Source organism: Marivita sp., assembly GCF_965656765.1.
Lineage (GTDB): Bacteria > Pseudomonadota > Alphaproteobacteria > Rhodobacterales > Rhodobacteraceae > Marivita.
On record NZ_CBFHLV010000046.1, the window covers coordinates 1 to 26,692 of the forward strand.

Genomic DNA, 26,692 nt, shown 5'->3' on the forward strand with positions numbered 1-26,692 from the left:
CCAGCTCCAGAATCCATCGCTCCGTCAGAAGCAACCCCGCTCAATCACGACCTCAGTTCCAAACGCGATTCCCCTGTTGCCATACCGCCAACAAGATATAGCCGACGCGATGGGTCTTTCGCTGGTCCACACAAACAAGACATTGGCCAAACTGCGCGAGCGTGGAATCGCCACGTGGGCGCAGGACACGTTGACCGTCCATCGCCCCGACGAATTGGCAAAGACCGCTTTTGCCTCTGACGAGGCACCACGTGTCCGCCCCCTGATCTGAGTCACAACGGTCTGCGGAACGATCATGAACTGCATCCCGGGCGGCGTTGCAAAAAGCACGCATCTGGCCACTCACGCGGAACTCTGACGCCGTTGATGCGTTTCACCCAAAGCTAAGGAGGTCGACATGCCAAACACGACACACCACACCATCCACAATTGTGTGCAGTCACTGTTCGATACGTTGATCGACATAAGTAAAGGGTACGCCGTGCTTGTTGAACGTGCCGATCCGGCCGTCGAAGGCTTCATTCAGGATTTGGCCGACACACACACAAGAGACATTGCCGAGATCGAGATTGCCGCCAAAAAACAAGGCGTCGAACTGGATCGTTCAGGCACCATGATGGGCGAAGTTCACAAAGCCGCCGTAAAGGTGCGTGACCACATTTCCGACATCGACAGTAACGCGCTCGAAGCAGTTGCTGACGGCGAAGAGAACGTCGTGAAACGGTATAATTCCGCGATCGCGGAAACGTCGGAGGCCGATGAACTGCACAACGTGCTGGTCATTCAACGACAAGAACTGCGCGGCAAAATCGCAAATATTTTTGAGGCCGTTTGACCTGGCTTCAACCGACGGAGGGTAGCATGAGCACCACAACAGACACACTCGACCAAGCCAAAGACCGTGCAACGGAGATGGCGAACGACGCCAAGGAATACGCAAAAGCGTCAGCCAAAGAACAGGCGGAATCGGCACGCAGCCAAGCGATTGACGAAATCGACGATACCGCTGAAGCAACTCACGCGGCCCGCGATGAATTCGACACAAATTCGCTTCAAGCCGCGGCACTTGATCACTTGGGCGCGCAGATCAGTTCGGTCGCGGCAACGCTCCGAGACAAGCCCGTGGATGTGATGGCCGACGACGTCGCCGTCTTTGCGCGTAAAAATCCCATGCTGTTTCTTGGCGGTGCTGCGGTTGTCGGTTTCGCTGCCGCCAGATTTTTGAAATCCGGCAACACTGCACAGAACAGCGACAGCGCGGCGGACGACCCATGGTCTGGCCACCTGAACTATGCGGAGCCGCAAAAGTGAACCAGACAACACCCGAAACCCAAGACATGCGCAGCGTAATTTCAAGAATACTGACCGAAGCACGCGCGCTCCTAAGAACCGAACTGAAACTGGCCAAACGCGAACTGTCCGACAGTGCGTCACGCGCCGGAGGTGGATTGGCCCTATTCGTCTTGGCCGCATTGGTCGCCTTTGTCGGCCTCACCGCGCTTGCAGTTGCCGCAGTTGTGGGTGTCACCGCATTGGGCGTCGCTCTTGGTTGGGCGGCATTGATTGTTGCCATCGCCTTTCTGGCCATGGCTTTGATCTTTGCCCTTATCGGCAAGTCGCGAATTTCGACCGCGTCGCTCACACCCAAGCGCACTCTCAATCAAGTCAAATCAGACATCGACGCAGTAAAGGAGATGGCCCGTGCCTAACGTAGACCAACTGGAACAAAACGCAGAAACGCACCGGGCTGAGCTTACGGATCAGATCAGCGCCTTGGCGTCCTCTGTCAATCCCGAAGCCAACGCCAAGCGCGCCGTCGGCCAGACCGCAGATATCGGCCAAACACTTGCAAAAGCGGTGCTGGACGGCACTAAAAATCAACCAGCCGGCTTGACGATGATTGGTATCGGCGCTGCAATGATCGCACTCAACACTGGTAAAAAACCCGAGCCGCGCCTCACATCTTACGATGAAATGGGAAGCCATGATGATCGCATCGCCCGCGCGGATCGTCAGATGAAGGCACGAGCACAGGTTAAATCCGGTCGCTTTGCCGCGTCGCAATCGGCCTCAACCTTGCGCAAGTCGCTGGACAAGGGGCTTGACAGATTGTCGCCCGAGGCCCGCGCCCGCGTGACTGAAGCACGTCTCAAGGTGATCGACGCTCAAGAGAAACTGGAACGCCAAGCGCGGCGCACGTCCAAGCAGGCACAAGAGGCGCATCAAAGCCAGCCGTTCCTGACCGGTGCCATCGTCGCAGGTGTGGGCGCAATAATCGGCGCGCTTTTGCCATCCACCAAAGCCGAAGCGGATCTGATGGGCGCCACGCGCGACAACATGATGCGCGATGCCGAAGCCGTTCTGCGCGATGAGTTTTCCAAAATCGAACAGCAGGGCAAAGCTGCAGTCGAATCCAGCATCCGCGAAGCCCGCGCTGAATTTTCTGACGCGCATCAACCCGCCTGATGTTGCCGCTCAACCCCACTTGGGCCAAGGCGCAGACCGTGTGCCTTGCGCTCTTGGCGATCGTCACCGCATTTACTGCGCTCAAACTTGCCCAAGGGCTCTTGGCACCAGTGACGCTGGGGTTGGTCGTGGCCGTTGTAGCTGCACCCGGCATGCGCCTCTTGGCGCGTCTTGGCATTCCGCGCGCCGTCAGCGCCAGTATCAGTCTCGCCTTTGTTGCGGGATTGGCCGTCCTACTGATTGCGGGGTTGGGTCCGATTGTGATGGACCTGATCGCACAAGTGCCGCGCATTGAGGACGAAATTCGGTGGTGGGTGATTGATGCCAGCCGGGCCATCCGCGGATTGGAATCTGTCCAAGGCGACTTGGAACAAAGCCTTGTAGAAGACGGAAAAGCCGTCGAAAACGCAATGCCAAGCCTCCTGGATGCGCTGTCCGTTGCACCCAACTTTGCCGCGCAACTGCTTACATTTGCTGGCACATTCTTCTTTTTCACGTTGACCCAAAATGAAATCTATTCTGTGGTAAAAGGCAGGGCCGGTGCTTTCCGCCAAGCGGACCGCGCTGTGTCGCATTATTTCGGCACCGTGACCGTGATTAACGCAGGCCTGGGCATTGCAGTGTTCACCGCCATGACCGCGATTGGCGTGCCCAACCCGATCCTGTGGGGGGCTGCCGCCTTTATCCTGAACTTCGTTCTTTACCTTGGTCCGGTCATGCTGCTTGTGTCCCTCGCGGTGGTTGGCTTTACCGAATTCAATGGTGCTTATGCGGTGCTGCCTGCGCTGACCTATTTCCTGCTCAACATGACCGAAGCCCAATTCGTCACGCCAACGCTTGTCGGCCAACGTCTTCAACTCAATCCCTTGGTGGTATTTCTTGCGATCCTGCTGGGCCTCTGGCTTTGGGGCCCCATTGGTGGGATTGTGTCTTTGCCCCTGCTGGTATGGGTGACCGCGTATCTCGCGCATGAACCGCAGGACCAGCCCGATCTTAACAAAGACTTGGCTCCGACACAGGCGTGATATGACAAACACCAAAACCACCTTCCCAGCCTTGCCCATGGAAACAACCATAGATGGTCGCGAACGGCTTTGCGGTATCGAGATTGAATTTGCCGGACCCACAGAGATGGAGACCGGCAATCTGATTGCCGATACGTTCGGCGGCACCGTCAAGGATGGTGGGGATCATAGCGTCACGGTCTGTGACACACCTTTCGGTGACATTGAGGTCGAACTTGATATCTCATTGCGCAAACGCGAAGACCTGCCATTTGTGAAAGAAGGCTTGGACGCCTTTCGCGGCTTGATCCCTGTCGAAGTGGTGACACCACCGCTAAGCCGCACACAACTGGAAGAGTTCAACACCATCTGCACCAGTCTGCGCAAGATTGATGCGATGGGGTCACGGAGCGGCGTGTTCCTTGGCTTTGGCGTGCACGTAAACCCCGAGGTTGTGGCCCCTGATCATCGCTTCACCCTTGATACGATTACGGCCTATGCCATGCTTGAGCCTTGGCTGCGCGAGAAAGAGCAAGTCGATGCGACCCGCCGCATGATGCCCTTTGTAGGCGCATGGCCCAAAGCGTTGATCTCAGATCTGGCAAACACCAGATATGACAGCCTTGCCGACCTGATGCGCATGGCCGCCAAACACATTCACAGCCGCAATCAAAGCCTTGATCTGCTGCCGCTTTTCAAACACGCGGAACCTGACCTTTTTGCCGATCTCTTCGATATAGACGACAAAACAGCCGCTCGACCCACCTTTCATTTCCGTCTGCCCGACAGCCGCATTGACGAAGCCGACTGGTCACTGCTTCAACCCTGGCAACTTTGGCGTCAGGTCGAACTGATCGCGGCAAATGATGACCTTCTGTCGGCCCTCTGTGCGGCTTGGAAAATTCATGATGCGGCGTGGTTCGAACGCGCCTCAGTGTGGGTCCAGACGATTGACACCCTGATTGAGGATCACAACGCACGAGCGGATGTATGAGCAGGCCAAACATCGCGGTCACAACCTCATCCCGCACGGGATGGCGGGTTTACCCACTCATCAACCTCAACCTCTGGATTACAGGCGGACGCGGCGTGCGTTGGGGTGTCGGACGTGTGGCTGACCTCGAACATGTCGACGGCCTGATCATTGGCGGCGGCGATGATATTGGCCCTGACCTCTATGGTGGCAGGTTGGGTATTTCGGCCCGGCTTGATCCGGAACGCGATGAGCTGGAACGCTGTCTGGCCGAAGCTGCGTTGGAACAGAACATCCCCGTGCTCGGCATCTGCCGCGGATCGCAGATGTTGAACGTGGCCTTGGGCGGCACGCTCGATCAAGACGCATGGACGACCTATGGCCCCGAGCGCAAGATCACCACGATCCTGCCCAAGCGCAACATCTGCGTTGAGGAAGAAACCCACCTGTCCCTGATCAGCGGCGAACACCCGATGAAGGTGAACGCCCTGCATTCGCAGGCCGTTGATCGGCTGGGAGAGGGTCTGCGCATTTCGGCAAAGGACACTGGCGGCATGATTCAAGCCATTGAACGCGTGCGCGATCCTTTTGCACTTGGCGTACAGTGGCATCCCGAACACCTGTTCTACGCCCACCGCCAACGCGCCATCTTTCGCGCTCTTGTCACCGCTGCCAATGCGTATCGGGACGACCGCAACCAGAACCGCGCAATGCGCAATGAACTGGCCTGATCTCACCCATTGGGTTGAGGCACCCCCTTGGTCGCATCCTTCCTGTCGTCAGGGGAAAAAAGCTCCGTCTGACGCGCACAATAGAGGCCACCAACTATGCCAAACGCGTTGGCGGCCACTGCGGCAATCAGGATACCGGTAAAGCCAAAAACCCACATCCCCAACCACGCCAGCGGCACGTAGATCACAAAGATGCGCGACAGGCTAAGCCCCAGCGAATACACCGCTTTGGACCGCGCATTCATCGCCGCGTTGGTGATAACAAGAATACCGTACCCCATGATGCTCCAGCTCACGATGCGCAGGTATTGCGCGGCATAGCTGCGCGCCTCGGCACCTTCGGCAAAGAACCCGGCGATTTGGTCTGCAAAGATCGTCACCCCAACTGCCAGAACCAGCCCGTAGCCCACGCTGAACATCCACGCTTGCCGCAGCGCCATCCGCGCGCGGTCCTGCTTTCCAGCGCCGAAATTCTGTCCGACGACCGGGCCAATTCCCGCCGACAGTGCAAAAAGCGCAACCAACGCGACGGATTGCACGCGCGTCGCGGCACCAAAGCCGGCAACGGCGGCCTCACCTAAGGTGGCCACCGCAGCCGTCACAAGCGCCATACCCGCCGGGTTGATGGCATTTGAACAAGCCGCTGGCACCCCGACCGAGATCACGTCGCGGATGGATGACAACAGCCCCTTAAACGGCTTGCCGCAGACTGTCAGCAGCCCGCTGTACCACGCGTACCACAAGGCGACCCCTGCCCCAAACGCACGCCCAATGGCCGTCGCCAATGCTGCTCCTTCGGTTCCCATCGCCGGGATCGGGCCCCAGCCGAAGATGAGTAGCGGATTGATCGCGATATTGACGACCGCCGCCAACACCATCATCGCCGCAGATGTGGCCCCATCGCCATGCGCGCGGAACACCGCGTTACAGACCATCATCACAACGAGAAACGGAAACGACAGTGACCAGAACGGCACGTAAGCACGTGTTTCCTCAAGTGCAGCATCCTGTGCGCCCATCCATTGGAACACTGTTGGAGCACCGAACAAAAAGGCCAGCGCGACTAAGATGGCCAGCCCAAGCCCAAGTCCCAAGGAATGCAACGCCAACCGGATCGGAGCATCGCTGTCAGCCTGATCGCGCCCAATGGCTTGCGACACCACCGCGTTCGCCCCTGCCGACAGCCCAATCGACAATGATGTCAACGCGGTTGTCACAGGGTAAATGAACCCCACCGCTGCCAATGGTGCCTGACCCAACTGCCCAAGAAAATAGGCATCAGCCAAGCCGACACTTAAAACTGCAAGAATGCCAAAAGTCATCGGCGCAGACACCCAGGCCAAAGCTTTCCAAATCGGTCCTTGGGTCAAATCGGCCTTGGCCATGCGCACAGTCCTTCCGGGAACTCGTTACTGGGGGCGACACCACAATAGGCGCAACCTTCCGCACCCAACGCGCAGCGCCTTAACCGGTTCCGGCGTTCCACAATGGAACTTTTGAGGATCCAAACGGTTAAACAGATGAAACTCAGACGACGAGAGGTATTGAATGTCCGCTCCATCCACGAATATCGAAAAGCAATCCAAACGCCACCGTCCTGCCATTTGGGCCATGATCGCGGTCGGCATCTTTGCCGCAGTTCTATTCTTGACGTACCTCGCAAACCTTTCAGCGCAGGGCAACGAACCCGGTGAAACCACCGACACAGCAGCGCCCACTGTCGCGACCGACGGGTAATGATCATGACACAAGACCATGGCACGTCGATCAAAGATGACGACACATACGAAGCACTGCGTGACGACGGCTACACCAAAGAGGCCGCCGCTCGCATTGCTAACGCGCAAGCCAATGACACCCAAAGCCCATCCGAGAAAGGCGGCAAAGCCCCGCCGTACGAGGATTGGACCAAGGACGATCTGTACGACCGCGCGCAGGAGCTTGATGTCTCAGGGCGGTCTTACATGACAAAACCCGAGTTGATATCGGCGCTACGGGATCGTTGAAAGATGGCCTTTCGCGAAGGAAACATGGTGGCGTGGAACTGGGGCAACGGCACTGGAAAAGGTGAGGTCAAAAAGGTCTACACCGAAAAGACAACCGTCAAGATTAAGGGGACGGACGTGACGCGCGACGCCACGGACGATGCGCCCGCGTACCTGATTGAACAAGACGACGGCGATCAGGTCTTGAAAAGCGATAGCGAAGTCAGCGCCGCATAGCGGCGCAGGTAGGAGAAACCAATGGGTATTGAAATCACAGGAATTGGAGGACTGATCCTCCTTGTTCTGAACGTTTGGGCCTTTGTGTCGATCATCGGGTCCAATAATTCAACTGGATCAAAAGTGCTATGGTGCCTGCTAGTTCTGATACTGCCAATATTGGGCTTTATCATCTGGCTGATCGCCGGGCCCCGCTCAGCGTCCGCCCGTGCCTAATTGGTTTTGGCCCCGCACATTCTGCGGGGCATTTTTGACGTAAAACCAAAACGCTAACGGGTGATTTGGATGCTTTCCAAATACTCCAAAAGCGCCACCAGCTTGCGTGGTGTCGGGGTCAACACACCATCACCAGTATCGAGTGGCACCAGCTCCCCTTCGAGCAACGCACCGAATTCCGGCATGTCAGGTCCGGTCGGCGCTGATTTGGTATAACCATCGATTGCCGAGAGCACCTCTACTCTTGGAAAATCATCGTCGTTTCGCGCCGCAATCAAAGTTAGGTCGGGCGGCGCATTCGCCATCGCCTTGGACATCGGACCATTGCCCTTGGCGGACACACCATGACAAATGGCGCAATTTTCCATAAACAACGCACGCCCATCACTGGCTTGCGGCATTTCTTCGGGCGTGCAGGCTGCGATCAGCAACGCGGCAGAAGCACCGATCATCAGGCTGAAACTCTGTGGGCGCATTTGGGCCTCCTTGCTCGACTGTGTTCAAACTGCCTGTCTTTGGCCGTCCGCGCAACCGCACCGCGCACCCGTTTGTGACCTTACCGGGTGACAATCGGCGATTCCCAGCGCAGTCTCGCGGCAAACCGCGCCAAAGGATACCGCCCATGCCGATCTATGCCCTGACCATGCTTGCCGCCGGGATCGGCATACCGCTTTTGGCCGCCCTGAACGCAGCCCTTGGTGTGCGGATCGGATCGCCTGCTGCGGCAGCAATGGTGCTGTTTTGTGTGGCGCTGTCTGCGACCACACTCGTGACGATTGTCACTGGCCCCAAAGCGTTATCCGGCATTCCTCTTGCACCGCGTCACCTGCTATTGGGTGGGCTGCTGGTGGCATTCTATGTTCTGTCCATTACGTATATCGCACCGCATTTCGGTATCGGAAACGCGGTGTTTTTTGTGCTGTTGGGTCAGCTGATCTCAGCCGCCATTATCGACCATTTCGGCTTGTTCGGCGCGCGTGTCAGCCCGCTATCGCTTACCCGCGCCTCAGGAATTGCTGTGATGGCGCTTGGGGTCTGGATCACCCAGCGCGCCTGACCATGGTTTGGATCAGTTGATGTTCAATCCACTGACAGACGCGCGAATGCGGGTATCTGTGTCATCGCTGTCACCCGAAAGGGCAATCCCCACCAACGCCACATCGCCGCCGCCGAACGAGTTGGCATAGTCGCGAGACAGATTGACGTTCTCATTCGCGCTGCCAGTACCGGACCCACGCAAGACCACGGTTTTACCCCGGTTGCCCAGATATGGGCTGCTCAGGACTGCGCCACGGTTATGTGCGCCGCCCCAAACGTAAACCAATACACGCGCGGCATCATTGGTCAGAAGCTTGCGAACACTTGCCCCTTTCAGGGCCTGCGCCTCGGCTTGCGGCAGGAAGACGAAATACAGGGCAAGGTTGCGATCATCACCGCCCTTTTTACGCAAATCGGTTGCCGGCACACCTTCCTGAACGCTCCAGGACCATTTGGCGCTTGAGGCGTTCCAATAGGGTTCCGGCAATTCCCGGTAGGCCAAGGACACCGACCCGTCCGAACTTACACTTACCGAAGACCCGTTGAATCCATATTTGTTCGACGAGAACAGAGAGAACTTCTGTGTCTTCCAAGACCCGTCAAAGGACACAGGCGCTGCCATGGCGGGAACCGTGGCGAGGGACAACAGGATGATGGCAAGACTACGAAACATGGGAAACCTCTTTTATATCCCACCGTCCTAACAGCCTTGCCCCCTCACCTGCATCAAACGTTCATGTGAGGCATGTGTCATCGCCTTTGCACTCGCCACTCGTTAACCTTGGTTAACAAATCATTAAGCTCAGGCCGGGGTGAGCACACCTTGGTCCATCCGCAGCTGCCGATCCATCCGAGACGCCAGTTCCATGTTATGCGTGGCAATCAGCGCGGACAGCCCTGTTTCGCGCACCAGCGTCATTAACGCATCGAACACCGTGTCCGAGGTGGCCGGGTCAAGGTTCCCGGTCGGCTCATCCGCCAGCAGCACCGAAGGTTGGTTCGCCAAGGCACGGCAGAACGCAACGCGCTGCTGTTCGCCCCCCGACAGCGCCGCCGGTCGGTGATGTGCCCGGGGGACGATCCCGACGATGTCCAACAACTCACGCGCCCGCGCATCGGCAACACGGCGCGAAACACCTGCAGCCAGTTGCGGCAGAACGATGTTTTCCTGCGCGCTGAATTCGGGCAGCAGATGATGGAACTGGTAGACAAACCCAACCTCGTCACGCCGCACCGTCGTGCGCTTGCGGTCCGCCCCTCCGGTCATATCCGCCCCCGCAATTTCGACGGTGCCCGCATCCGGTGTGTCGAGCAGACCCGCGATGTGAAGCAGCGTGGACTTGCCCGCACCCGACGGTGCAACCAAGGCAACCACTTCGCCCGTGTTCAAAGACACATCGACGCCGCGCAACACGTCCACCGCAGCAGGCGTACCCGCGTTGTAGGTCTTGGTCACCCCGACCAGTCGCAAAGACACCTCACTCATAGCGCAATGCCTCAACCGGGTTCATCCGTGCCGCCCGCCGTGCCGGGAAAATGGTCACCACAAAGCTGAGCCCGAGCGACAGTGCCACCGCGCTGAGTACATCCGGCAAACGCAACTGCGCGGGTAGCTCGTAAATCCCACGCACCGACGGGTCCCATACCCCGCCGCCCGCAACATAGTTCACGAAGGAAAAAATCGGATCAATATACAGCGCGAACAGGCAGCCCAGAATGACACCGGCGATGGTCCCAAGAATACCTGTGAACGCCCCACAGATGAAAAACACCCTCAGCACGGCCCCTTCGGTCAGGCCCATGGTGCGCAGAATCCCAATGTCGCGACCCTTGTTTTTGACCAGCATGATCAGACCGGACACGATATTCATCGCAGCGATCAGAACAAGAATGGACAGGATGATGAACATCACATTGTCCTCGATCTCAAGTGCGCGCAGGAACCCGCCACTGGCGTCTTGCCATGTCCAGACAAGTGCGCGCTGCCCACCCGCTTGTACAATCGGCAGCGTCAACGTTTCGACGCGATCCGGGTCGGCGACCATGACTTCTATCTCGTCGGCGACGCCCTCGCGATTAAAGTATAGCTGAGCCTCGTCAAAAGGCATATAGACGCGCGTTCGGTCGATATCATAACGCCCGGCAGTAAAGACATAGACCACCTCATAAGCCTTGACACGCGGGCTTGTGCCAAAGGCAGTGCGCACCCCGTCAGGGGAAATGAGCTTGACCTTGTCGCCAAGCGCCACACCCAATTCGCGCGCAACGCCTGACCCGATTGCGATACCCTCGCTGAACCTGTCCAAGGCTCCACGTGCCGTGTCGGGGTCGGCGATGCGCGGGATGGTCGCAAGGTCTTTGGGCGCGATACCGAACACCTCGACCCCAGCGTTGCGGCTGTTCGCGGTGGCCATCACCTGCCCTTTGACCAAAGGCGCAGCGCGGGTCACACCGGGCACGGCAGCCACGGATTGTGCCAAAGTTTGATAATCCGGGATCGTGCGCGAGGATCGGCCGAATTCGTCCACCTCTTGTGTGTAATAGACCGTGACATGGGCGTTCGAGCCAAGGATCGTATCGACGAATTCGGCGCGAAACCCTGACCGCACGGCCAAGGTCGCGATCAAGGCAAAGACCGCCAAAGTGATGCCGATCAGGCTGATCCAGGTCATCACGCTGACCCCACCCTCAGCACGGCGCGCGCGCAGGTACCGCCACGCGATCATCCATTCAAACGGGGCAAAGGGCGGAGGGGTCTGGGCCATATCGGTCTCTTGCTGCTCTGGACGATAAGTGGCCGCTTGGGTCGGTCGGGTCAAGGCGGTCAGGATAGGTCCGGTCTGGTCCTATTGTTTCGCATGCGAAACATTGGGTCAGAGGGGCTGACCTGACTCGGGCGTAGACATATTTTGGTTGGCCGCAAGTTTGCCGAGAGGTTTCCTGAGCGGACGCAGGTTTAACTGCCCATCAATAGGAGAGATTGTAGCGCCGCATTTGCCAAAAATTTTCGGCTTCGAGCTCAGACCAACTGATCCTGCAAGCTCATTCACATTCTCATTAACACCCGCCATAGTCATGACACGTTGTGCATTTAGCCAACCAAAGTACGGTCGCAGGGGGAACAGTGAGGAGACCGGCTAGGTGCTACGCTTTGACCGCTTACCAACAGTATTCAGCTATGTGATCGCCGGTCTCGTAGCTATCGTTGTTCCCATGTGTTTGGGATACGTCATTTTCCGGGCAAATCCTTCAGCCTGCTACGATAGTCCTTGCCTGCTGCCGCTTCTGCTGGTGATTGCATCACCCTTTGCTGGGCCGGTGCTTGCGGTTCTTTTCTTAATCAATCACAGAATGCAGAAGCGGGTTCCAGACGGCTGGATTCCTACCATTGTGTTTTCTGGCCTCACAGCGCAGATCGCGGTTTCTATGCTTGCCGTCGCAACGTCTTCACCCGGGTTCAGGGGCATCTTCCTTTCAGAACTGGTGTCCATCCCGCAGGGTTTCCTTTTTGGTGTCACGGTTGGATCGATCTTTTGGATTGCGCTGAACGCTTCAGCGCGAAGACGGGACAAGAGCCCAAGCTAGACAGCTTCAATTGACAAGCCTTAAATTTCTAACATCAGTCTGCTAATCACTTGGAATGCGAATTTCGTTTCCGGTTTTCTTAGTTGCGTCCGGCGCGGCTGTATTCTTTTCCGGGTTCACATACGATGTGTCATTTGCCGGACTTGCTTTCCAAGACCCGACTTCGGAAATGCAAGAGCGGTGGCTGTTTCACAAAACTATAGCCGAGCGGATTATGTTGACAGGCGTGGCATTGTTGAGTGTCGGATGCATTTGGAAAGTCCTTCAGTGAGCAGCTCGCCTTTTGAAAAGACGCCTCTAGGTTTGAGAGGGAAGCAGTTGTCAACGTCCGCGATCCGGAAAGAGCTACACGTTGAAAGACGTCAAAACGTGCTCAACCAAAAATCATCCGGCTGAGCGGCGTTTGACACGTCCCTCCCTCGTCAGAAACCGACCCGATGCGCCGATCCATGTTCTGAAGTGCACGCGCGGAAACGCACGAGTGGCCCTTAGGTGCTTGTCCTGACGGAGCGCGCTTGGCATAGACGGGGCATGACCGGACCCAGATATCCCGACCTGATCGCCAAGCTTCCCTCAACCGTGCCGTTCGTCGGCCCCGAAGTACAGGAGCGCCAGCGCGGTGCGCCATTCCTTGCCCGGCTTGGGGCGAACGAAAGTGTCTTTGGCCCATCCCCGTTTGCCGTGGCAGCGATGCAGGATGCAGCCGGGCTGTGTTGGCAATATGCCGATGCCACCAATTACGATCTGATCCGTGCCATCTCGTCCCGGATGAACGTCCGTCCCGACAACATCATCATCGGTGAAGGTATCGACGGGTTACTGGGATATTTGGTGCGGCTGCTGGTTGGCCCCGGTGATCCAGTTGTAACTTCGGACGGGGCATATCCTACATTCAACTACCACGTGGTGGGGTTTGGTGGAACGCTGCACAAGGTGCCGTTCAAAAAGGATCACGAAGATATCGACGCGCTGATCGCCAAGGCGCACGAGGTTCAGGCCAAGCTGGTATACCTGTCGAACCCAGACAATCCCATGGGCAGCTGGCATAGTGGCAGCCGGATCGAAAAGGCGCTGAGCGACCTGCCGGACGGGACACTCTTGTTGCTGGACGAAGCCTATATCGAATTCGCGCCGGACGGCACCGCCCCCAAGATCGACGCTGATGATCCGCGTGTGATCCGGATGCGGACGTTCTCCAAAGCATTCGGTATGGCCGGGGCGCGTGTTGGCTACGGGATAGGAGCACCGGACCTGATCAAGAGCTTCGACAAGGTACGCAACCATTTCGGTATGTCCAAGATTTCGCAAGCCGGGGCCTTGGCCGCATTCGAGGACGAAGCATGGCTGACCGAAGTCATCGATCTGGTTGCAGTCGCCCGAGACCGTATCGCTGCCATTGCCAAGGCCAATGGCCTGGCCCCCCTGCCCTCGGCCACCAATTTCGTTACAGTGGATTGCGGCAAGGATGGTGCCTTTGCCAAGGCAGTTCTTGCGGCGCTGATCGAACAGGGCGTGTTCGTGCGGATGCCGTTTGTCGCGCCGGAAGACCGCTGTATTCGCATCAGTGCAGGGCGACCAGCCGATCTGGATGTGCTGGAACACGCGCTGCCCAAGGCGCTTGAGACGGCGCGCTGATAGGCAAATCTTGGGTTCTTCACGGAAAATTTGGGACTTCCCATCAGTTTACCGCTGACGGAGCGGTTTTGTGCGCTATTCTGACGCAGAGCCGTACGCGAACCAATGCGGAGATACCGATGGATCAACGTCATCCCAAGCGGGTCGAGGATTACACGACCGCCAACTTGATTTTGATTTTTGTGAACCTGCTTTGGATCTTTGGTGTGATCTGGGCCAGTTTCGGACTGTGGGCCGTTGTTCTACTGGGATGGGTTCTAAATTACGGGATCACCCGGCTGGCGGTCTTTCGCGCCAGTCGTGAAATCCAGTGGCCCTCAGACGCCTGAGATGACTTTGGCCGCTTCGGCAACGCCGCCCGACTTGTGCGGAATATCCAATGCGCCAAGCCCCGCTTCGACCACCCCAAGAAGACCAAGAATCATGTGCGCGTTCACGTGACCCATATGACCAAACCGGAAGTAGCCGTCGCTTTGCGGGTCGTCATTGTTGGCCATGCCCAGCCCAATGCCCAGCGTGACTCCGGCCTGATCCGAACACCAACGGCGCAGTTGGGTGCCAAAGGGTTTGCCGATGGAAAGCGCCGTCACAGCATGGCTGCGCAAGGCAGGATCGGACACATTGAGCCTGAGCGGACCGTCCTGCCCCCAATGTTCAACAGCCGCCCAAATGGCTTGGGCCAAGGTCACGTGGCGCGCCCAGATCGCCTCTAGGCCCTCGTCGTGGATCATGTCGAGTGCGGTGCGCAAGCCGTAGATGTGGTGCGTGGGCGCGGTGCCGCTGAAATACTGGTAGAAGGCTTCGGGGGCCGCGCGCTGGGTCCAATCCCAATAAAGGCTCACATGTTTGAGCCCCTTGCGGACATCAGCCGCTTTGTCGTTGAAGAACACGAACCCCAGTCCCGGCGGGCACATCAGCCCTTTTTGTGATCCGGTCAGGGCCACATCGACGCCCCAGGCATCCATTTCAAACCGGTCGCAACCCATCGCCGCGATGCAATCGGCCATCAAAAGCGCCGGGTGGTTCACATCGTCTAGGATTTTGCGCAGCGGTGCGAATTCGTTGCGATTGGAACTCGACGTGTCCACATGCACAGCCATAATCGCTTTGTAGCTATGAGTCGTGTCGGCCCTCAGCGCCTCTTCGACCCGCGCCAGATCGAAGGTGCCGCCGCTGCCAAAATCCAGCACATGCACCTCGATCCCGCGCGCCTCGGCGATGCGGCTCCAGGCCATCGCGAAAAACCCAGTGGCCAGCACCAGCACCTTTTCGCCCACCGCCACGGTGTTGGCGAGGGCTGCCTCCCAGGCACCGTGACCGTTGCTGATATAGATCGCCACATTCCCATCAGTGCGCGCCACACGTTTCAGATCACGGGTCAGGTCCGGCATCATGTCGGGCAATTCACCCTCGTAGATGTTGGGCGACGCCCTATGCATCGCCCTAAGAACGGCGTCCGGCACAACAGAGGGACCAGGAATGGCAAGATACGTGCGACCATTGGCAAGCGACATATGAGCGACCTCGACAGGATGGGAAACGCCTGTCGGGACGACAGGTTTGGCGTAACCTACCCCGCCCAGCGGTGCCGTCAATAACGCGCAACGCTTGCCAGCGCGTGCCGCAGTCTCTACATCCCCGCCTGACGTGAAAGGGACCGGATGCTGGGACAGCTTTGGACAAAGATCGAAGATGCCGAACGCAAGCTGCGCCGGTCTTTTGGGAAAGACATCACCGACCCCCGTGCGCGGCGGTGGTCGACCTTTCATTATCACGTCTTCGATCACGCGTTTCTGCGCACCTTCTGGACCAATTTCTTTGAGATCGCGCCAGGTGTGTACCGGTCGAACCAGCCAACCCATGCGCGGTTCGAGAAGTACAAGGCGATGGGGATCAAAACGGTCGTGAATCTGCGCGGAGAGGACAAATACGCCCATTACCTGTTTGAAAAAGAAACCTGCGATGCTCTGGGATTGACCCTGCTCAACGCCAAGCTTCAGGCGCGCAATGCTGTCAGTCGCAAGAAGATCGTGCATGTGATTGATACGCTTCGGATCGCAGAAAAGCCGTTTGTCTTTCACTGTAAATCAGGTGCGGATCGGGCTGGATTTGTGGCTGCGCTCTACCTCATGGTGTTTGAGAACCAGCCGGTCGAGGTTGCACGCAAGCAATTGTCGCTCAAGTATATTCACCTCGATTTCACGGCGACAGGCGTGCAGGATTACATTCTCAAAGTGTACGCCGCCCGGAATAAGCGCCAGGCCATCGGGTTTGAGGAGTGGATCCGCACCGAATATGACGCGACCGCCATTCAGACCGGGTTCAACGGCAAGACCCCTGCAGACAAGCTCACCTTGCCCGCGACATTGGTGACATGACCGAAGCCGCGGTAAATCCGCGGGGCCTGCTGCTCTGGGTCTGGCGCGGCTATCTGGCGAAACACTGGCGGCTGCTCAGTATCGCGATGGTGTTCATGGCGCTTGAAGGCGGCATGTTCGGCGCGCTGTCCTACATGATGAAGCCAATGTTTGACCGCGTTTTCGTGGGTGGTGACGCCGATGCGATTGTCTGGGTCGGCCTCCTGTTTTTGGGCATTTTCTTAGTTAGGGCTGTTGCAAGCATCGTGCAAAAGGTTTTGTTGACACGGATATCTCAGCTTTCCGTGGCTGATATCCGGCAGGATTTGCTTGCGCATCTGATGGTGCTGGATACGGCCTATCACCAGACCCATTCGCCTGGCTATCTGATGCAACGCGTCGAAGGCGACGTTGACGCCATTGCCAAGGTCTGGCGCACGATCATCACTGGGGCGGGTCGCGATGTGATCGCCTTAGTTTCGCTGTTCGCGGTGGCCATCTCTGTCGACTGGCGCTGGACCGCAGTTGCCCTGTTGGGTGCGCCAATTCTTGTTGCGCCGTCGGTGATCCTGCAACGTTATGTGCGCAAGAAAGCCCGCCGCGCACGCGATGTAGCGGCCAAGCTGTCAGTGCGGTTGAACGAGGCATTTCATGGTATCATCCCAGTCAAGCTGAACGCGCTGGAACGCTATCAATCCGAACGCTATCGGACGCTGACCGAAGAGCGCGTGACAGTCGAAACACGCAGTGCTTTGGGACAAGCAACCATTCCGGGTCTGATCGACATCATGGCCGGACTGGGTTTCATGGGAGTGCTGTTCTACGGCGGCAACGAGATCTTGTCGGGCGAGAAAACTGTCGGCGATTTCATGGCCTTCTTCACCGCAATTGGTCTTGCATTTGAACCGCTGCGACGGCTTGGCAATGTGGCCGGTGTTTGGCAAGTAGCCGCCGCCGGGATCGAACGGATCCGGCAGATTCTGGACACGAAGCCAGACCTGCGCAGCCCAGCCAACCCAAAGCCGGTGCCGCAGGGCGTGCCTGAGATCAAGCTTAAGGATGTGTCACTAACCTACGGGGAAAAAACCGTTTTGAACGGGTGCAGCTTTACTGCTGAGGCGGGCAAGACCACCGCCTTGGTTGGACCGTCAGGCGCAGGGAAATCCACTATTTTCAACGTTCTGACCCGGCTTGTTGATCCATCACATGGAGACGTTACCATAGGTGGCTTACCGGTTTCAGAAATGGCGATTTCAGATTTGCGCGGACTGTTTTCAGTGGTGTCGCAAGAGGCTCTTTTGTTCGATGACACAGTGCTCGAAAACATCTTGCTGGGACAGGCCGACGTGTCCGACAAAGACCTGAATCGGGCGCTGGATGCGGCGCATGTGTCCGACTTTCTGCCGCAACTTTCGGATGGATTGAATACACCCGTCGGTCCCCGTGGATCTGCCTTGTCGGGCGGGCAACGACAGCGCGTGGCGATTGCCCGCGCCCTGCTGCGAAACCGGCCCATCCTTCTGCTGGACGAGGCGACATCGGCGCTCGACACCGGGTCAGAGGCCAAGGTTCAAGCGGCGCTGGATGAATTGTCCAAGGGTCGCACCACGCTGGTGATCGCCCACAGGCTATCGACCGTCCGCGATGCGCATAAAATCATCGTCATGGATCAGGGGCGTGTTCTGGAACAGGGCACACATGACGATCTGCTCGCGCAATCCGGCACCTATGCTGCCCTGCACCAGATGCAAACGCGTGATTAAACTGCCAGAGCGGCTTGGGTGGTTTTGTCCCAACCAAGGTAGAGCGCGTCACCATCCACAATCAGTGGCCGTTTCATCAGTTTAGGATGCGCGACCAGCAAGGTTTTGGGGTCTTTGGCGCGCTCTGCCTCATCCAGTCCGCGCCATGTCGTGGACCGCGTGTTGAGGGTTTTATCGCCAAATTGCGACAAAGCCTGATCCAGCGTGCTTTCCGGGACAGGTGTGCTCGACACATCCACCATCTCCACATTTGGAAGCGCCTTCAATGCCTTACGGCAGGTATCACAGTTTTTCAGCCCGTAGAGGATCATGCCTCGCTCCTTCGCCAAACCGCCCAGTGATCAGGTTCAGGTTGCAAAATATACATCCTGCACTTGCCTTTAGGCCGTTTTGATCAATCTCATTATCTGTGACGGGGTGTCGCAGATTGCAGCCCCGGTCGCAACCTGAGCGACCCATCGTGGTCAGACATGACGGCAAAAGGAGACACGGGATCATGCCGAACGGTACCGTGAAATGGTTCAACGCCACCAAAGGCTATGGGTTTATTTCCCCCGAGGATGGCGGCAAAGATGTATTTGTTCATATTTCCGCAGTGCAGCAATCCGGAATGGACGGGCTGAGCGACAATCAAAAGGTCAGTTTTGAAATGACCGAGGGTCGCGATGGTCGCCTGATGGCCTCGGATATCTCAACACTCTAGACCTTAAGCCGATTGAAGGCACTCTGCCTCTTGGCGGGCGAGCCGGATCAATTCGGCGACAAAGGGTTTGTCGGTGTCCGCCGTGCGCGTGGCCGCATAGAGCCTGCGCGTGATACCCTTGTGTGTCAGCGGACGGGTGACATAGTCCGAACTGTATTTGACCTCGCGCACGACCCAGTCGGGCAAGACCGACACGCCCCGGTTTGAAGCGACCAGCAACAGGATCACAGCCGTCAGCTCCACCTGGCGGACAGATGCCGGTTCGACCTTGGCCGGGATCAGCAATTGGCTGAACACGTCCAGCCGCGACCGTTCAACCGGATACGTGATGAGGGTTTGCCCACGGAAGTCTTCGGCATCCACGTAAGGTTTCGCAGCAAGTGGGTGCGCGGCAGATGCCACGAATACCGCATTGTAATCAAAAAGTTCCGTGAAGGTCACACCGGGGATATCTTCGGGGTCTGACGACACAACCAGATCAACGTCTTCCTTTTGCAGCGCCGGTAACGCGTCAAAGGCAAGCCCCGGTCGAATGTCGACATCAACATCCGGCCAGCTTTTGCGAAACGCCTCAAGGACCGGGAACAGCCACTCGAAACATGCGTGGCATTCGATGGCGATGTGCATGCGGCCCGACGACCCGTCGCGCAGCCCTTCGAATTCAGCGGTCAAAGCCTCGACCTGTGGCAACACCTGATTTGCCAGTCGTAGCAATCGCATCCCCGCCGGTGACAGCCGCATGGGCTTGGAGCGGCGTACAAACAGCTCGACGCCGGCCGGGTCTTCAAGCGCCTTGATCTGGTGGCTAAGGGCCGATTGCGTGATGTTCAACTGATCCGCAGCTTTGGCCACACCGCCATAATCATGAATGGCTTTGATCGTCCGAAGGTGGCGAAACTCGATATGCATTATCAACTCGGCTCATGTTCAAGATTAGATTTATGAGTTTGTCTCACAATGCTGCACGTGCAACAAGGTCTTCACCGCCATTGAGGACACCGACGATGACAACCCCGTCCGTATCATTTGAATTTTTTCCACCCCAATCTCTTGAGGCGTCGTTTCGCCTTTGGGACACGGTTCACGTGTTGGCACCGTTGCAGCCCCGCTTTGTATCCGTGACGTACGGCGCAGGCGGCACGACCCGCGATTTGACGCGCGAAGCTGTAGCGACATTGCACAAGACGGCGGGTCTCCCGGTTGCGGCACATCTAACATGCGTAGACGCCACTCGCGCGGAAACCCTTGCCATCGCACAGGATTTTGCCACTGCTGGCGTGACCGACATCGTGGCGCTGCGTGGCGACCCGCCCAAAGGGACTGACGGGTTTGTCGCTCATCCAGATGGGTTCGCATCGAGCGTTGATCTGATCGAAGGCCTGAATGCTGCTGGTGATTTCAACATTCGCGTTGGCGCCTACCCAGACACACATCCCGAAGCGGCGGATGCGCAGGCGGATGTGACTTACCTCAAACGTAAGTTCGAAGCAGGCGCGTCCGAGGCACTGACGCAATTCTTCTTTGAAGCCGACACGTACTTTCGGTTCCGCGATGCCTGCGAAAAGGCCGGTATCGACAAGCCAGTCACACCCGGCATCCTGCCGATCGAGAATTGGAAAGGCGCTGTGCGCTTTGCCAAGAAGTGCGGCACTCATATCCCGTCCTGGGTTGTGGATGCGTTCGAAAAGGCCGAACGGGACAGGCGCGAAGATCTACTTGCCACGGCGATCTGTGCCGAACTGTGCTCCGACTTAATCGATGGTGGCGTCGACACCCTGCATTTCTACACGCTAAACCGCCCAGAATTGACCCGCGATGTGTGCCATGCGTTGGGCGTGACGCCCAAGCTGGATCTTAAGAACGTCGCTTAATCGGTCGGTCCGCCCAACGCGGCCGTCAACCTTGCCGCTGTGTCTTTGACCGACGCGGCAAGGCTTTCAATCCGCTCATCGGGAATGCGTGCGGACGGACCGGAAATCGAAACCCCGGCAATCGGTTCGCCATGCATGTCGAACACCGGTGCAGCGATACAGCGCATCCCGTCGTTTTTCTCCTCCGCATCAAAAGCATAGCCACGCTTTTGTGTTGCCGCCAGATCGGCAGCCAGCGCTTCGGGAGTGACAAGCGTATGGTCGGTAAAGGCGGATAATTTGTGTTTGCGGATGATCGCTGCGACGTCTTTGTCGTCCATCTGCGCCAACAAGGCTTTGCCGATCCCCGACGAATGCATCGGGGACATGGTGCCCGGTGGAAAAAACGCGCGGATATTGTGATGGGTCTCGACCTGGCTCAGGAACAGGACGAGCCCATCGCGCGAGACACCCAGATTGGCGGTTTCTTCGGTCTGTTGCATCAGTTCGCGCAGGAACGGACGGGCCCTTTCGACAAGCGATGTCCGTCGTAAGAAACGCGATCCGATATGAAAAGCCCCTGCCCCGATATGCCACGTTTGCGCAATAGGATCGAAATCCACCATGCCGCGCCCCTCAAAGGTCGACAGCACGCGATAGACTGTGGCGGGCGATTGTTTGAGGTCTTCGGACAAATCGGTCAGAGTGGCGCCACCCCATTCGCTAAGCCGTTCGAGAATGACAAGCGCACGGTCCAGCGATTTAATTTTGTTCTGCTCGGTGGTGTCGCCCCATGCACGGGGTCGCCCACGTGCCCGCCGTTCCGGACCTGTCTCTGCGTTCATGCCAGCCTCTGCGCCCTGAATTGTCTCGATACAAAAAACATTTTTACAATGTGAAAAAATCAGAGTTGAAATGCAAGTCATAACGCACAGGTTCAGCGTAATCGGGCAAAGGGAAGACACATGCGCATCGTCATTCATGGATTTGGCCGCATCGGCCGCGTGATCCTGCGACAGATCCTAACCAACCCGCAACACGCCGATATCGAGGTTGTGGCGGTCAATGACCTCGCTACGCCTGAAACCTGTGCCTATCTGTTCAAATATGACAGTGTGTTTGGCCCCCTGCCAGGTGGGGCAACCTTTGAAGACGGCATGCTCAAGGTCGGTGGGCGATCCATTCCGCTACTGACTGGGGTCAAAATGGCCGACCTGCCGCTTGGTGGTGTTGATCTGGTATTGGATTGCACCGGCGCAACCAAAGACCGGGCCACCGCAGATGCCGCTTTGACCGCTGGCGCACGCGCTGTTCTGATCTCTGGCCCATCCGACATTGCAGATGTCACCGTGGTGCGAGGTGCAAACGAAGATCAGATCAGCGACCACCGCGTGGTGTCGAACGCATCCTGCACGACCAACGCGTTGGCACCATTGCTACGTGATCTGGACACACGCTACGGCCTGATCCAAGGGCATATGACAACGATTCATTGTTATACCGGCAGTCAGCCGATGGTTGACGCACCTCGTGGCCCCGACCTTGCGCGCAACAGGGCGGGCGCGGTGAGCATGGTGCCCACAACCACAAGTGCGGCCAAGCTGATCGACCGGGTGCTGCCCGATCTTTCTGGTCGGGTCACCGGGGCCGCCGTTCGGGTGCCCGCGATAAGCGTATCTGCCGTGGACCTTGTTGTACGCTTGCGCACGCGGCCCGAAGATCCGGCAAACGCTTTACGGATTTTGGCCGATGCGAACCCTGTGTTGGGTCTAGTCGAAGACGCCTGTGTCTCTGTAGATCTGCGCGCGCGTCCGGAATCGTTGGTGATTGCACCACATGAGACGATGGAAACGGGCGATCAAATCCGCATTTTCGGCTGGTACGACAACGAATGGGGATTTTCCGCCCGTATGCTGGATGTCGCTCGAATGATGCAGCAGCGCAGCAAATAACGCGTGATTCTTGCCAGATTGCCCAGTTTGGCCTCTAATACGCTCCAATGAACAGGCAGAATTGCCAAACCGAGGCCATCGGAGCAGAAGATGGGCACAGACACCGATATATCGGTCACCGATGGGATTGCGCAGATCGCGCTAAATGCCGGGCCCTCCGCGCGGCTTAACTCCCAAGTTCTGACCGACCTGAATACAGCGCTGGATCAGCTTACAAAGGATGAAGCCGTCGATCTGATCGTCATCCGGGGGAAAGGCGCTGTATTTCCGTCTGGTGTGACCGATCCGCAAGGGGGCGGCGACGACAAGACCAACCTGTTGGCCAAGGTCTGTCGTGCAATTGAAGCCTGTCCAAAACCGACCGTCACCGTGTTGACGGGACCGGTCGTTGGAGCCGGGGCCGAGATTGCCTTGGCCTCTCACTACCGACTCATGCACCGTCAAACCCGCATTGGTTTTCCGCATGCGCGTCTCGGACTGGTCCCACGCGCGGGCGCCACGCAGCGCCTACCCCGGCTGATCGGCGCAGAGGCCACGCTGGACCTTTTGATTGGAGGCGCACTGACGCCGATCGCCACAGGCAAATATCCCGCATTGGCGGATGAGTTGTTCGACGACACGCCAGACGACGTGATTACCCGCTTTGTGGCCAACCTGCACGCGAACGGTGCAACGCCGCGCCCGACGGCAGATATTCGGACCGGCTTTGTCGATGCCAAAGCATATCAAACGGCGCTCACCCGCGTGCGGGCCGACATCGCCACCTCGCCCGAGATCGCGCCGAAGAAAATTCTGGCCGCGGTAGAGGCAGCCATTCTTCTGCCCATCGACGCAGGATTGGCATTCGAAGAAGCGGCTGCCGAGGACTGCGCCGACACAGAACAATCCAAAGCCCTGTCGCACCTCTTTCATGCCGAGCAACTGGTCAGCGCACAGATCAGGCGCAATGATTTGCCTGAAATCACGACTATTGGCGTTCTAGGTGGCAGCGCAACCGCACGACAAATCGTGCTGGTAGCCCTTGAAGCCGGTATTGGCGTCAGCTGGCTGATCAAAGATCCCAATCAACAACACGACAGCCTTACCTATGTCAGGGCTGTCCTGCAGCATTCGGCGCAAGTCGGACGATTGAGTCAGGAATCAGCCACTTGGGCGCGACAAAACCTGCGTTCTGCGGACAACGCAAATATTCTGAGCGACGTAGACATCGTGCTTCGCGCAACACGCGGCCAGCGCGGCGTTGCGATACCCGAGGACACCCCTGTTGCTCATTGTATGCCCGGCAATGATCCGCGTTTGGCGATGCAATTTGTGGCGCCAGCTTCGACATCGCGCTTGGTCGAGGTGATCCTTGGCCCACAAGCAACCGAAAAGGACCGGCGCATCGGACTTGCCTTGGCCCGGCGTTTGAACAAATTGGCGCTGGTGGAAACGGCCCCCGAGACCGGACTGTATGACAACCTGACCCAAACGCTTTGGCGGGCGGCAGATGCGCTGGTGGATTTGGGCCAATCGCCCTTTACCATCGATGCGGCAATGCGCGAATGGGGTATGGCACACCCCCCGTTTGAACTCGCGGACAGTCACGGGCTCGATACGGTATCACGGCACACGCGTGCTGACGGCTGCCAAAACTGGTCAGCGCTTCTGGTGCAATATGGGCAACAAGGCCGCGCCAACGGTCAGGGCTTCTACTGCTACCCGCCAGATTCTGCACCGCAGGAGGATCATGACATCCTGCACAGGATCAATGAACGCCGCGCACCGCAATCAAACATGCCCGCCGATCACATTCGGCGCTGCCTGATCGGCGCGATGGCGAATTCCGGGGCGAAAGCGTTGCGGAAAAATGTGGTCGCCCGCGCCGGTGATATCGACGTTTTGTCGGTCTTTTCCCAACTTGTACCCAACTGGCGCGGAGGGGTGATGCATGCTGCGGGCGAAGGCGGATTGCTCAAGACAACACGCGCGATGCAGACCATCGACCATCCAGATCAGGCGCTCTGGACGCCGGACCCAGTCTTTGCCGATCTCATCAAATACGGGCGCAGGTTTGACGATCTCTAGAATTAGCTCAGAAAGATCCCGACAATCACCAACATCAGGCCAAGGACCGAGACAAACAACGAACCAAGGTTGATTGGCATCACCATTTTGACCTCATTGCGAAGCTCTTCGTCGCTCAGCCCCGCTTTGCGCGACTTGTTGACCCTCAGTATGCAATAGACAAGCCCGCACAGCCCCGCAAAAGACAGCGCCGCCCCCGACCAGATCAGTATATCCATGATGCGCTCCCGGAAGTGGTCTTGCCTCCTGCGGGCGGTAATTCATCGCCCGTCCGGTGACAAGCCCTTGAAGGCCCGCGCGCCCATCGCTACGACACCATTCAGACCGAATAGGAGCCCCAAGATGGACGACAGCGCAATCGAAGCCAACTACCGCGTCACCGCAGATGAACTGCGCCAGTTCATCGAACGGATCGAACGGTTGGACGCGGAAAAGAAAGACATCGCCGAGCAGCAGAAAGAGGTCATGGCCGAAGCCAAAGGTCGCGGCTACGACACCAAGGTCATGCGCAAGGTCATCGCGCTCCGCAAACGCGAACCCGACGATATCGCCGAAGAGGAAGCGGTTTTGGACATGTACAAAGAAGCGTTGGGTATGAGCTGAGCCCGATCTCAGAACATCGCCTGAAACCGGTCGGACGCGGCTTGTATTCGGTGTGATGCCAAAAGGCCAAGCTGCGCCAAACCAAAACCGGGCGCATCTCCGAGCGTATAGAAATGGTCCGCATCGGATTTGCGCATATCCCAGTCCAGGGATTTAGGCCCTTTGTCGCGCCCACCTTTTGACGTGCTTTCATAAGTCTTGCCGTTGATCACCAGCCAGACATGGCCAACTTGGGTCTTTTCGGAACGACCCTGCGCGTCGCGCACGACATCGCCGTTTTCATCCCGTCTGGCGATCGTACGCCGAAACCCAATCCGCACAACATCGTCTCGCAGTTCCGCGTGCTTGAGGTAATCGGCAGGCGTGTGTGATGCGTTGCGCGCGATCCTTGTCCTTTGGGTTACGCTGCCCGACGGCAGGTTCACGTTTTCAGTTGTGCCTTGGTAAATCACGTATTCAACAAACCCCGAGCAGTCGAGTTGCGAAAGCTCGGACACGCTTTGGGTCAACGGGCGGGCCTTACCGACAAGACCGTTCATTTCGTACCGGATGTTTGATCGCAGCAACTCATCCAGAACGGTGGCAAGCTTGATCGTGTCAAATTGCATGATGTGTTCCAGTCAGCTTGAACTCAATTTGGCTGTAGCAAAATCAGATATGATCAAAGGCCCCAGAATAATTGGGCTGGCTTATAGAATACTGGATTGTAGGATTTCCGGCAATGCTCCACGGCGCATAGGCGGGAAACAGCCTCTTGTGTCACAAAGACGATCCGATGGTACGCTAAGGCGTAATCAGCGTTACACCCGGCATACGGCCAATTTCGTACAGGTCTTCCTCGTATTGCTCGGTCAGATCCTGAACAAGATGCGCATCCCAACCCGGCAGGTCGAATTCATGCTCAACCTTAGAAGGGTCCGCATATTTGTCCAGAAACGCCCCCATAACCCGGCGCACCTGCGCCTCGTTAAGTTGGGGCTTTTCAGCCAGATAGGCGCGGAACCGGGTCATACCCTCTTGCGATGTGATGTCAGCCATCCGCGAATAGGCCCCGATGATCTCGTGCGTTGGCTCGACCCCAGCGAATTCGCGGATCAACTCGCCCCAGATTAGTGGCGTGTCTTCGTCGCACCATACCGTCACGGGAACCCCCGGAAGGGCTGCTGTGATCCTCTCGATCAAATCAGACCACCGGATCTGTGCAGGATCCAGTCCGTGCAAAAGCTGAGTTATGTCGTCAAGTGGCGTCGACCTTAAGAGCGCCGGAAGGAACGTCGCCGGATTGCGCAGCCCGATGAACACCTCAACCGAATCTCGCACAAAGATGTCCCGTAGAGTGCGCAACCGTTGTTCGGCCTTGCGATAGACTGCCCCACCCTGAAACGCGATCTTGGGCACAGAAAAAGGTTCTCGTGCGACAGGATAAGCCGGTCCACATGGCCCGTGTCCTGATCCAGAATACTGTCCAGCAACACGTCCCGCGCATCGGCTGCGGGGGCCATATCTCCAAGCGCATTCAACATCTCA

35 protein-coding genes are annotated in these 26,692 nt (G+C 57.6%); 23 read left to right on the forward strand and 12 right to left on the reverse strand.

The genetic code is table 11. The features are described from left to right. From ACTG4M_RS12290 to ACTG4M_RS12325, 8 genes are all read left to right on the forward strand, one after another. Positions 1–271: helix-turn-helix domain-containing protein (locus tag ACTG4M_RS12290; RefSeq protein ID WP_439123957.1), on the forward strand; the 271-nt coding region annotated here is incomplete at its 5' end. Between the two features lie 126 nt (positions 272–397). Then, entirely contained in the window at positions 398–835 is a 438-nt protein-coding gene (locus ACTG4M_RS12295; RefSeq protein ID WP_439123958.1) for a DUF2383 domain-containing protein, read from the forward strand. Positions 836–861: 26 nt separating this feature from the next. Next, complete coding sequence (locus ACTG4M_RS12300; RefSeq protein WP_439123959.1) at positions 862–1,311, forward strand: hypothetical protein; 450 nt, start codon at positions 862–864, stop codon at positions 1,309–1,311. After that, the gene (locus ACTG4M_RS12305; RefSeq protein WP_439123960.1) at positions 1,308–1,709 is read left to right on the forward strand and encodes a phage holin family protein; all 402 of its coding nucleotides are present in this window, start codon (positions 1,308–1,310) and stop codon (positions 1,707–1,709) included. Before ACTG4M_RS12300 ends, ACTG4M_RS12305 begins: the two co-directional genes overlap by 4 nt. After that, positions 1,702–2,466 carry a hypothetical protein gene (locus tag ACTG4M_RS12310; protein ID WP_439123961.1) on the forward strand — a complete coding sequence of 255 codons (765 nt, stop codon included), beginning with the start codon at positions 1,702–1,704 and terminating at the stop codon, positions 2,464–2,466. The genes ACTG4M_RS12305 and ACTG4M_RS12310 overlap by 8 nt, the downstream gene beginning before the upstream one ends. Further along, a complete protein-coding gene (locus tag ACTG4M_RS12315; RefSeq protein WP_439123962.1) occupies positions 2,466–3,491 on the forward strand; it encodes an AI-2E family transporter in 1,026 nt (341 codons plus the stop codon). Before ACTG4M_RS12310 ends, ACTG4M_RS12315 begins: the two co-directional genes overlap by 1 nt. A gap of 37 nt (positions 3,492–3,528) precedes the next feature. Further along, positions 3,529–4,464: an amidoligase family protein gene (locus ACTG4M_RS12320; protein ID WP_439123963.1), complete on the forward strand. Its 936-nt coding sequence runs from the start codon at positions 3,529–3,531 to the stop codon at positions 4,462–4,464. Next, positions 4,461–5,174, forward strand: a complete 714-nt coding sequence (locus tag ACTG4M_RS12325; RefSeq protein ID WP_439123964.1) for a gamma-glutamyl-gamma-aminobutyrate hydrolase family protein — start codon at positions 4,461–4,463, stop codon at positions 5,172–5,174. Before ACTG4M_RS12320 ends, ACTG4M_RS12325 begins: the two co-directional genes overlap by 4 nt. A gap of 2 nt (positions 5,175–5,176) precedes the next feature. On the opposite strand, the gene ACTG4M_RS12330 is transcribed toward ACTG4M_RS12325, so the two are convergent. After that, the gene (locus ACTG4M_RS12330; protein WP_439123965.1) at positions 5,177–6,559 is read right to left on the reverse strand and encodes an MATE family efflux transporter; all 1,383 of its coding nucleotides are present in this window, start codon (positions 6,557–6,559) and stop codon (positions 5,177–5,179) included. 163 nt (positions 6,560–6,722) lie between these two features. Between ACTG4M_RS12330 and ACTG4M_RS12335 the strand changes: the two genes are divergently transcribed. Genes ACTG4M_RS12335 through ACTG4M_RS12350 form a run of 4 tightly spaced genes read left to right on the forward strand, consistent with a single transcriptional unit; the run spans position 6,723 to position 7,612 of the window. Then, positions 6,723–6,911, forward strand: a complete 189-nt coding sequence (locus tag ACTG4M_RS12335) for a hypothetical protein (protein WP_439123966.1) — start codon at positions 6,723–6,725, stop codon at positions 6,909–6,911. 5 nt (positions 6,912–6,916) lie between these two features. Further along, the gene (locus ACTG4M_RS12340; RefSeq protein ID WP_439123967.1) at positions 6,917–7,180 is read left to right on the forward strand and encodes a DUF7218 family protein; all 264 of its coding nucleotides are present in this window, start codon (positions 6,917–6,919) and stop codon (positions 7,178–7,180) included. A gap of 3 nt (positions 7,181–7,183) precedes the next feature. Beyond that, positions 7,184–7,396, forward strand: a complete 213-nt coding sequence (locus tag ACTG4M_RS12345) for a DUF2945 domain-containing protein (protein WP_439123968.1) — start codon at positions 7,184–7,186, stop codon at positions 7,394–7,396. Positions 7,397–7,417: 21 nt separating this feature from the next. After that, a complete protein-coding gene (locus ACTG4M_RS12350; protein WP_439123969.1) occupies positions 7,418–7,612 on the forward strand; it encodes a PLD nuclease N-terminal domain-containing protein in 195 nt (64 codons plus the stop codon). 53 nt (positions 7,613–7,665) lie between these two features. On the opposite strand, the gene ACTG4M_RS12355 is transcribed toward ACTG4M_RS12350, so the two are convergent. Then, the gene (locus ACTG4M_RS12355) at positions 7,666–8,088 is read right to left on the reverse strand and encodes a c-type cytochrome (protein ID WP_439123970.1); all 423 of its coding nucleotides are present in this window, start codon (positions 8,086–8,088) and stop codon (positions 7,666–7,668) included. Positions 8,089–8,234: 146 nt separating this feature from the next. Here ACTG4M_RS12355 and ACTG4M_RS12360 point away from each other — a divergent pair, with 146 nt between their 5' ends. Then, positions 8,235–8,669, forward strand: a complete 435-nt coding sequence (locus ACTG4M_RS12360; RefSeq protein ID WP_439123971.1) for a DMT family transporter — start codon at positions 8,235–8,237, stop codon at positions 8,667–8,669. Positions 8,670–8,681: 12 nt separating this feature from the next. Here the strand turns inward: ACTG4M_RS12360 and ACTG4M_RS12365 are convergent, their stop codons facing one another. From ACTG4M_RS12365 to ACTG4M_RS12375, 3 genes are all read right to left on the reverse strand, one after another. Continuing rightward, positions 8,682–9,323, reverse strand: coding sequence for a DUF3047 domain-containing protein (locus tag ACTG4M_RS12365; RefSeq protein WP_439123972.1), 642 nt, complete (start codon positions 9,321–9,323; stop codon positions 8,682–8,684). A 129-nt stretch (positions 9,324–9,452) separates the two neighbouring features. After that, a complete protein-coding gene (locus tag ACTG4M_RS12370) occupies positions 9,453–10,136 on the reverse strand; it encodes an ABC transporter ATP-binding protein (protein ID WP_439123973.1) in 684 nt (227 codons plus the stop codon). After that, positions 10,129–11,415, reverse strand: coding sequence for a lipoprotein-releasing ABC transporter permease subunit (locus ACTG4M_RS12375; protein ID WP_439123974.1), 1,287 nt, complete (start codon positions 11,413–11,415; stop codon positions 10,129–10,131). Before ACTG4M_RS12375 ends, ACTG4M_RS12370 begins: the two co-directional genes overlap by 8 nt. 376 nt (positions 11,416–11,791) lie before the next feature. Between ACTG4M_RS12375 and ACTG4M_RS12380 the strand changes: the two genes are divergently transcribed. From ACTG4M_RS12380 to ACTG4M_RS12390, 3 genes are all read left to right on the forward strand, one after another. Further along, positions 11,792–12,235: a hypothetical protein gene (locus tag ACTG4M_RS12380; RefSeq protein WP_439123975.1), complete on the forward strand. Its 444-nt coding sequence runs from the start codon at positions 11,792–11,794 to the stop codon at positions 12,233–12,235. 531 nt (positions 12,236–12,766) lie between these two features. Further along, complete coding sequence (locus ACTG4M_RS12385) at positions 12,767–13,870, forward strand: pyridoxal phosphate-dependent aminotransferase (RefSeq protein WP_439123976.1); 1,104 nt, start codon at positions 12,767–12,769, stop codon at positions 13,868–13,870. 119 nt (positions 13,871–13,989) lie between these two features. Then, positions 13,990–14,199 carry a histidinol phosphate aminotransferase gene (locus ACTG4M_RS12390; RefSeq protein ID WP_439123977.1) on the forward strand — a complete coding sequence of 70 codons (210 nt, stop codon included), beginning with the start codon at positions 13,990–13,992 and terminating at the stop codon, positions 14,197–14,199. Here the strand turns inward: ACTG4M_RS12390 and ACTG4M_RS12395 are convergent. Next, entirely contained in the window at positions 14,188–15,384 is a 1,197-nt protein-coding gene (locus ACTG4M_RS12395; protein WP_439123978.1) for a pyridoxal-phosphate-dependent aminotransferase family protein, read from the reverse strand. The two genes, ACTG4M_RS12390 and ACTG4M_RS12395, sit on opposite strands and share 12 nt — an antisense overlap. Positions 15,385–15,531: 147 nt before the next feature. Here ACTG4M_RS12395 and ACTG4M_RS12400 point away from each other — a divergent pair, with 147 nt between their 5' ends. Further along, positions 15,532–16,248, forward strand: coding sequence for a phosphatase domain-containing protein (locus tag ACTG4M_RS12400; RefSeq protein WP_439123979.1), 717 nt, complete (start codon positions 15,532–15,534; stop codon positions 16,246–16,248). Beyond that, complete coding sequence (locus tag ACTG4M_RS12405; RefSeq protein WP_439123980.1) at positions 16,245–17,990, forward strand: ABC transporter ATP-binding protein; 1,746 nt, start codon at positions 16,245–16,247, stop codon at positions 17,988–17,990. The genes ACTG4M_RS12400 and ACTG4M_RS12405 overlap by 4 nt, the downstream gene beginning before the upstream one ends. Here the strand turns inward: ACTG4M_RS12405 and ACTG4M_RS12410 are convergent. Beyond that, positions 17,987–18,301, reverse strand: a complete 315-nt coding sequence (locus tag ACTG4M_RS12410) for an arsenate reductase family protein (RefSeq protein ID WP_439123981.1) — start codon at positions 18,299–18,301, stop codon at positions 17,987–17,989. The two genes, ACTG4M_RS12405 and ACTG4M_RS12410, sit on opposite strands and share 4 nt — an antisense overlap. Positions 18,302–18,486: 185 nt before the next feature. On the opposite strand from ACTG4M_RS12410, the gene ACTG4M_RS12415 reads away from it, so the two are divergent. Beyond that, positions 18,487–18,693: a cold-shock protein gene (locus ACTG4M_RS12415; RefSeq protein WP_439123982.1), complete on the forward strand. Its 207-nt coding sequence runs from the start codon at positions 18,487–18,489 to the stop codon at positions 18,691–18,693. 3 nt (positions 18,694–18,696) lie between these two features. Here ACTG4M_RS12415 and ACTG4M_RS12420 read toward each other — a convergent pair whose 3' ends face one another. Further along, positions 18,697–19,602, reverse strand: coding sequence for a LysR family transcriptional regulator (locus tag ACTG4M_RS12420; protein WP_439123983.1), 906 nt, complete (start codon positions 19,600–19,602; stop codon positions 18,697–18,699). Positions 19,603–19,697: 95 nt separating this feature from the next. On the opposite strand from ACTG4M_RS12420, the gene metF reads away from it, so the two are divergent. Further along, positions 19,698–20,564, forward strand: coding sequence for a methylenetetrahydrofolate reductase [NAD(P)H] (gene metF, locus ACTG4M_RS12425; protein ID WP_439123984.1), 867 nt, complete (start codon positions 19,698–19,700; stop codon positions 20,562–20,564). Here metF and bhcR read toward each other — a convergent pair. Then, on the reverse strand, positions 20,561–21,388 hold the full coding sequence (bhcR, locus tag ACTG4M_RS12430) for an HTH-type transcriptional regulator BhcR (RefSeq protein WP_439123985.1): 828 nt from the start codon (positions 21,386–21,388) through the stop codon (positions 20,561–20,563). The two genes, metF and bhcR, sit on opposite strands and share 4 nt — an antisense overlap. A gap of 120 nt (positions 21,389–21,508) precedes the next feature. Here bhcR and ACTG4M_RS12435 point away from each other — a divergent pair, with 120 nt between their 5' ends. Then, a complete protein-coding gene (locus tag ACTG4M_RS12435; protein ID WP_439123986.1) occupies positions 21,509–22,495 on the forward strand; it encodes a type I glyceraldehyde-3-phosphate dehydrogenase in 987 nt (328 codons plus the stop codon). Positions 22,496–22,585: 90 nt separating this feature from the next. Further along, positions 22,586–24,562 (forward strand): enoyl-CoA hydratase-related protein, encoded by a 1,977-nt coding sequence (locus ACTG4M_RS12440; protein WP_439123987.1) that lies wholly within the window; start codon positions 22,586–22,588, stop codon positions 24,560–24,562. 2 nt (positions 24,563–24,564) lie between these two features. Here the strand turns inward: ACTG4M_RS12440 and ACTG4M_RS12445 are convergent, their stop codons facing one another. Then, positions 24,565–24,780 carry a hypothetical protein gene (locus tag ACTG4M_RS12445; protein WP_439123988.1) on the reverse strand — a complete coding sequence of 72 codons (216 nt, stop codon included), beginning with the start codon at positions 24,778–24,780 and terminating at the stop codon, positions 24,565–24,567. Positions 24,781–24,904: 124 nt separating this feature from the next. On the opposite strand from ACTG4M_RS12445, the gene ACTG4M_RS12450 reads away from it, so the two are divergent. After that, positions 24,905–25,165, forward strand: a complete 261-nt coding sequence (locus tag ACTG4M_RS12450) for a DUF2312 domain-containing protein (RefSeq protein WP_439123989.1) — start codon at positions 24,905–24,907, stop codon at positions 25,163–25,165. Between the two features lie 8 nt (positions 25,166–25,173). Here ACTG4M_RS12450 and ACTG4M_RS12455 read toward each other — a convergent pair whose 3' ends face one another. Next, positions 25,174–25,773 carry a hypothetical protein gene (locus tag ACTG4M_RS12455; RefSeq protein ID WP_439123990.1) on the reverse strand — a complete coding sequence of 200 codons (600 nt, stop codon included), beginning with the start codon at positions 25,771–25,773 and terminating at the stop codon, positions 25,174–25,176. A 175-nt stretch (positions 25,774–25,948) separates the two neighbouring features. Further along, complete coding sequence (locus ACTG4M_RS12460) at positions 25,949–26,563, reverse strand: hypothetical protein (RefSeq protein WP_439123991.1); 615 nt, start codon at positions 26,561–26,563, stop codon at positions 25,949–25,951. Positions 26,564–26,692 lie beyond the last annotated feature (129 nt).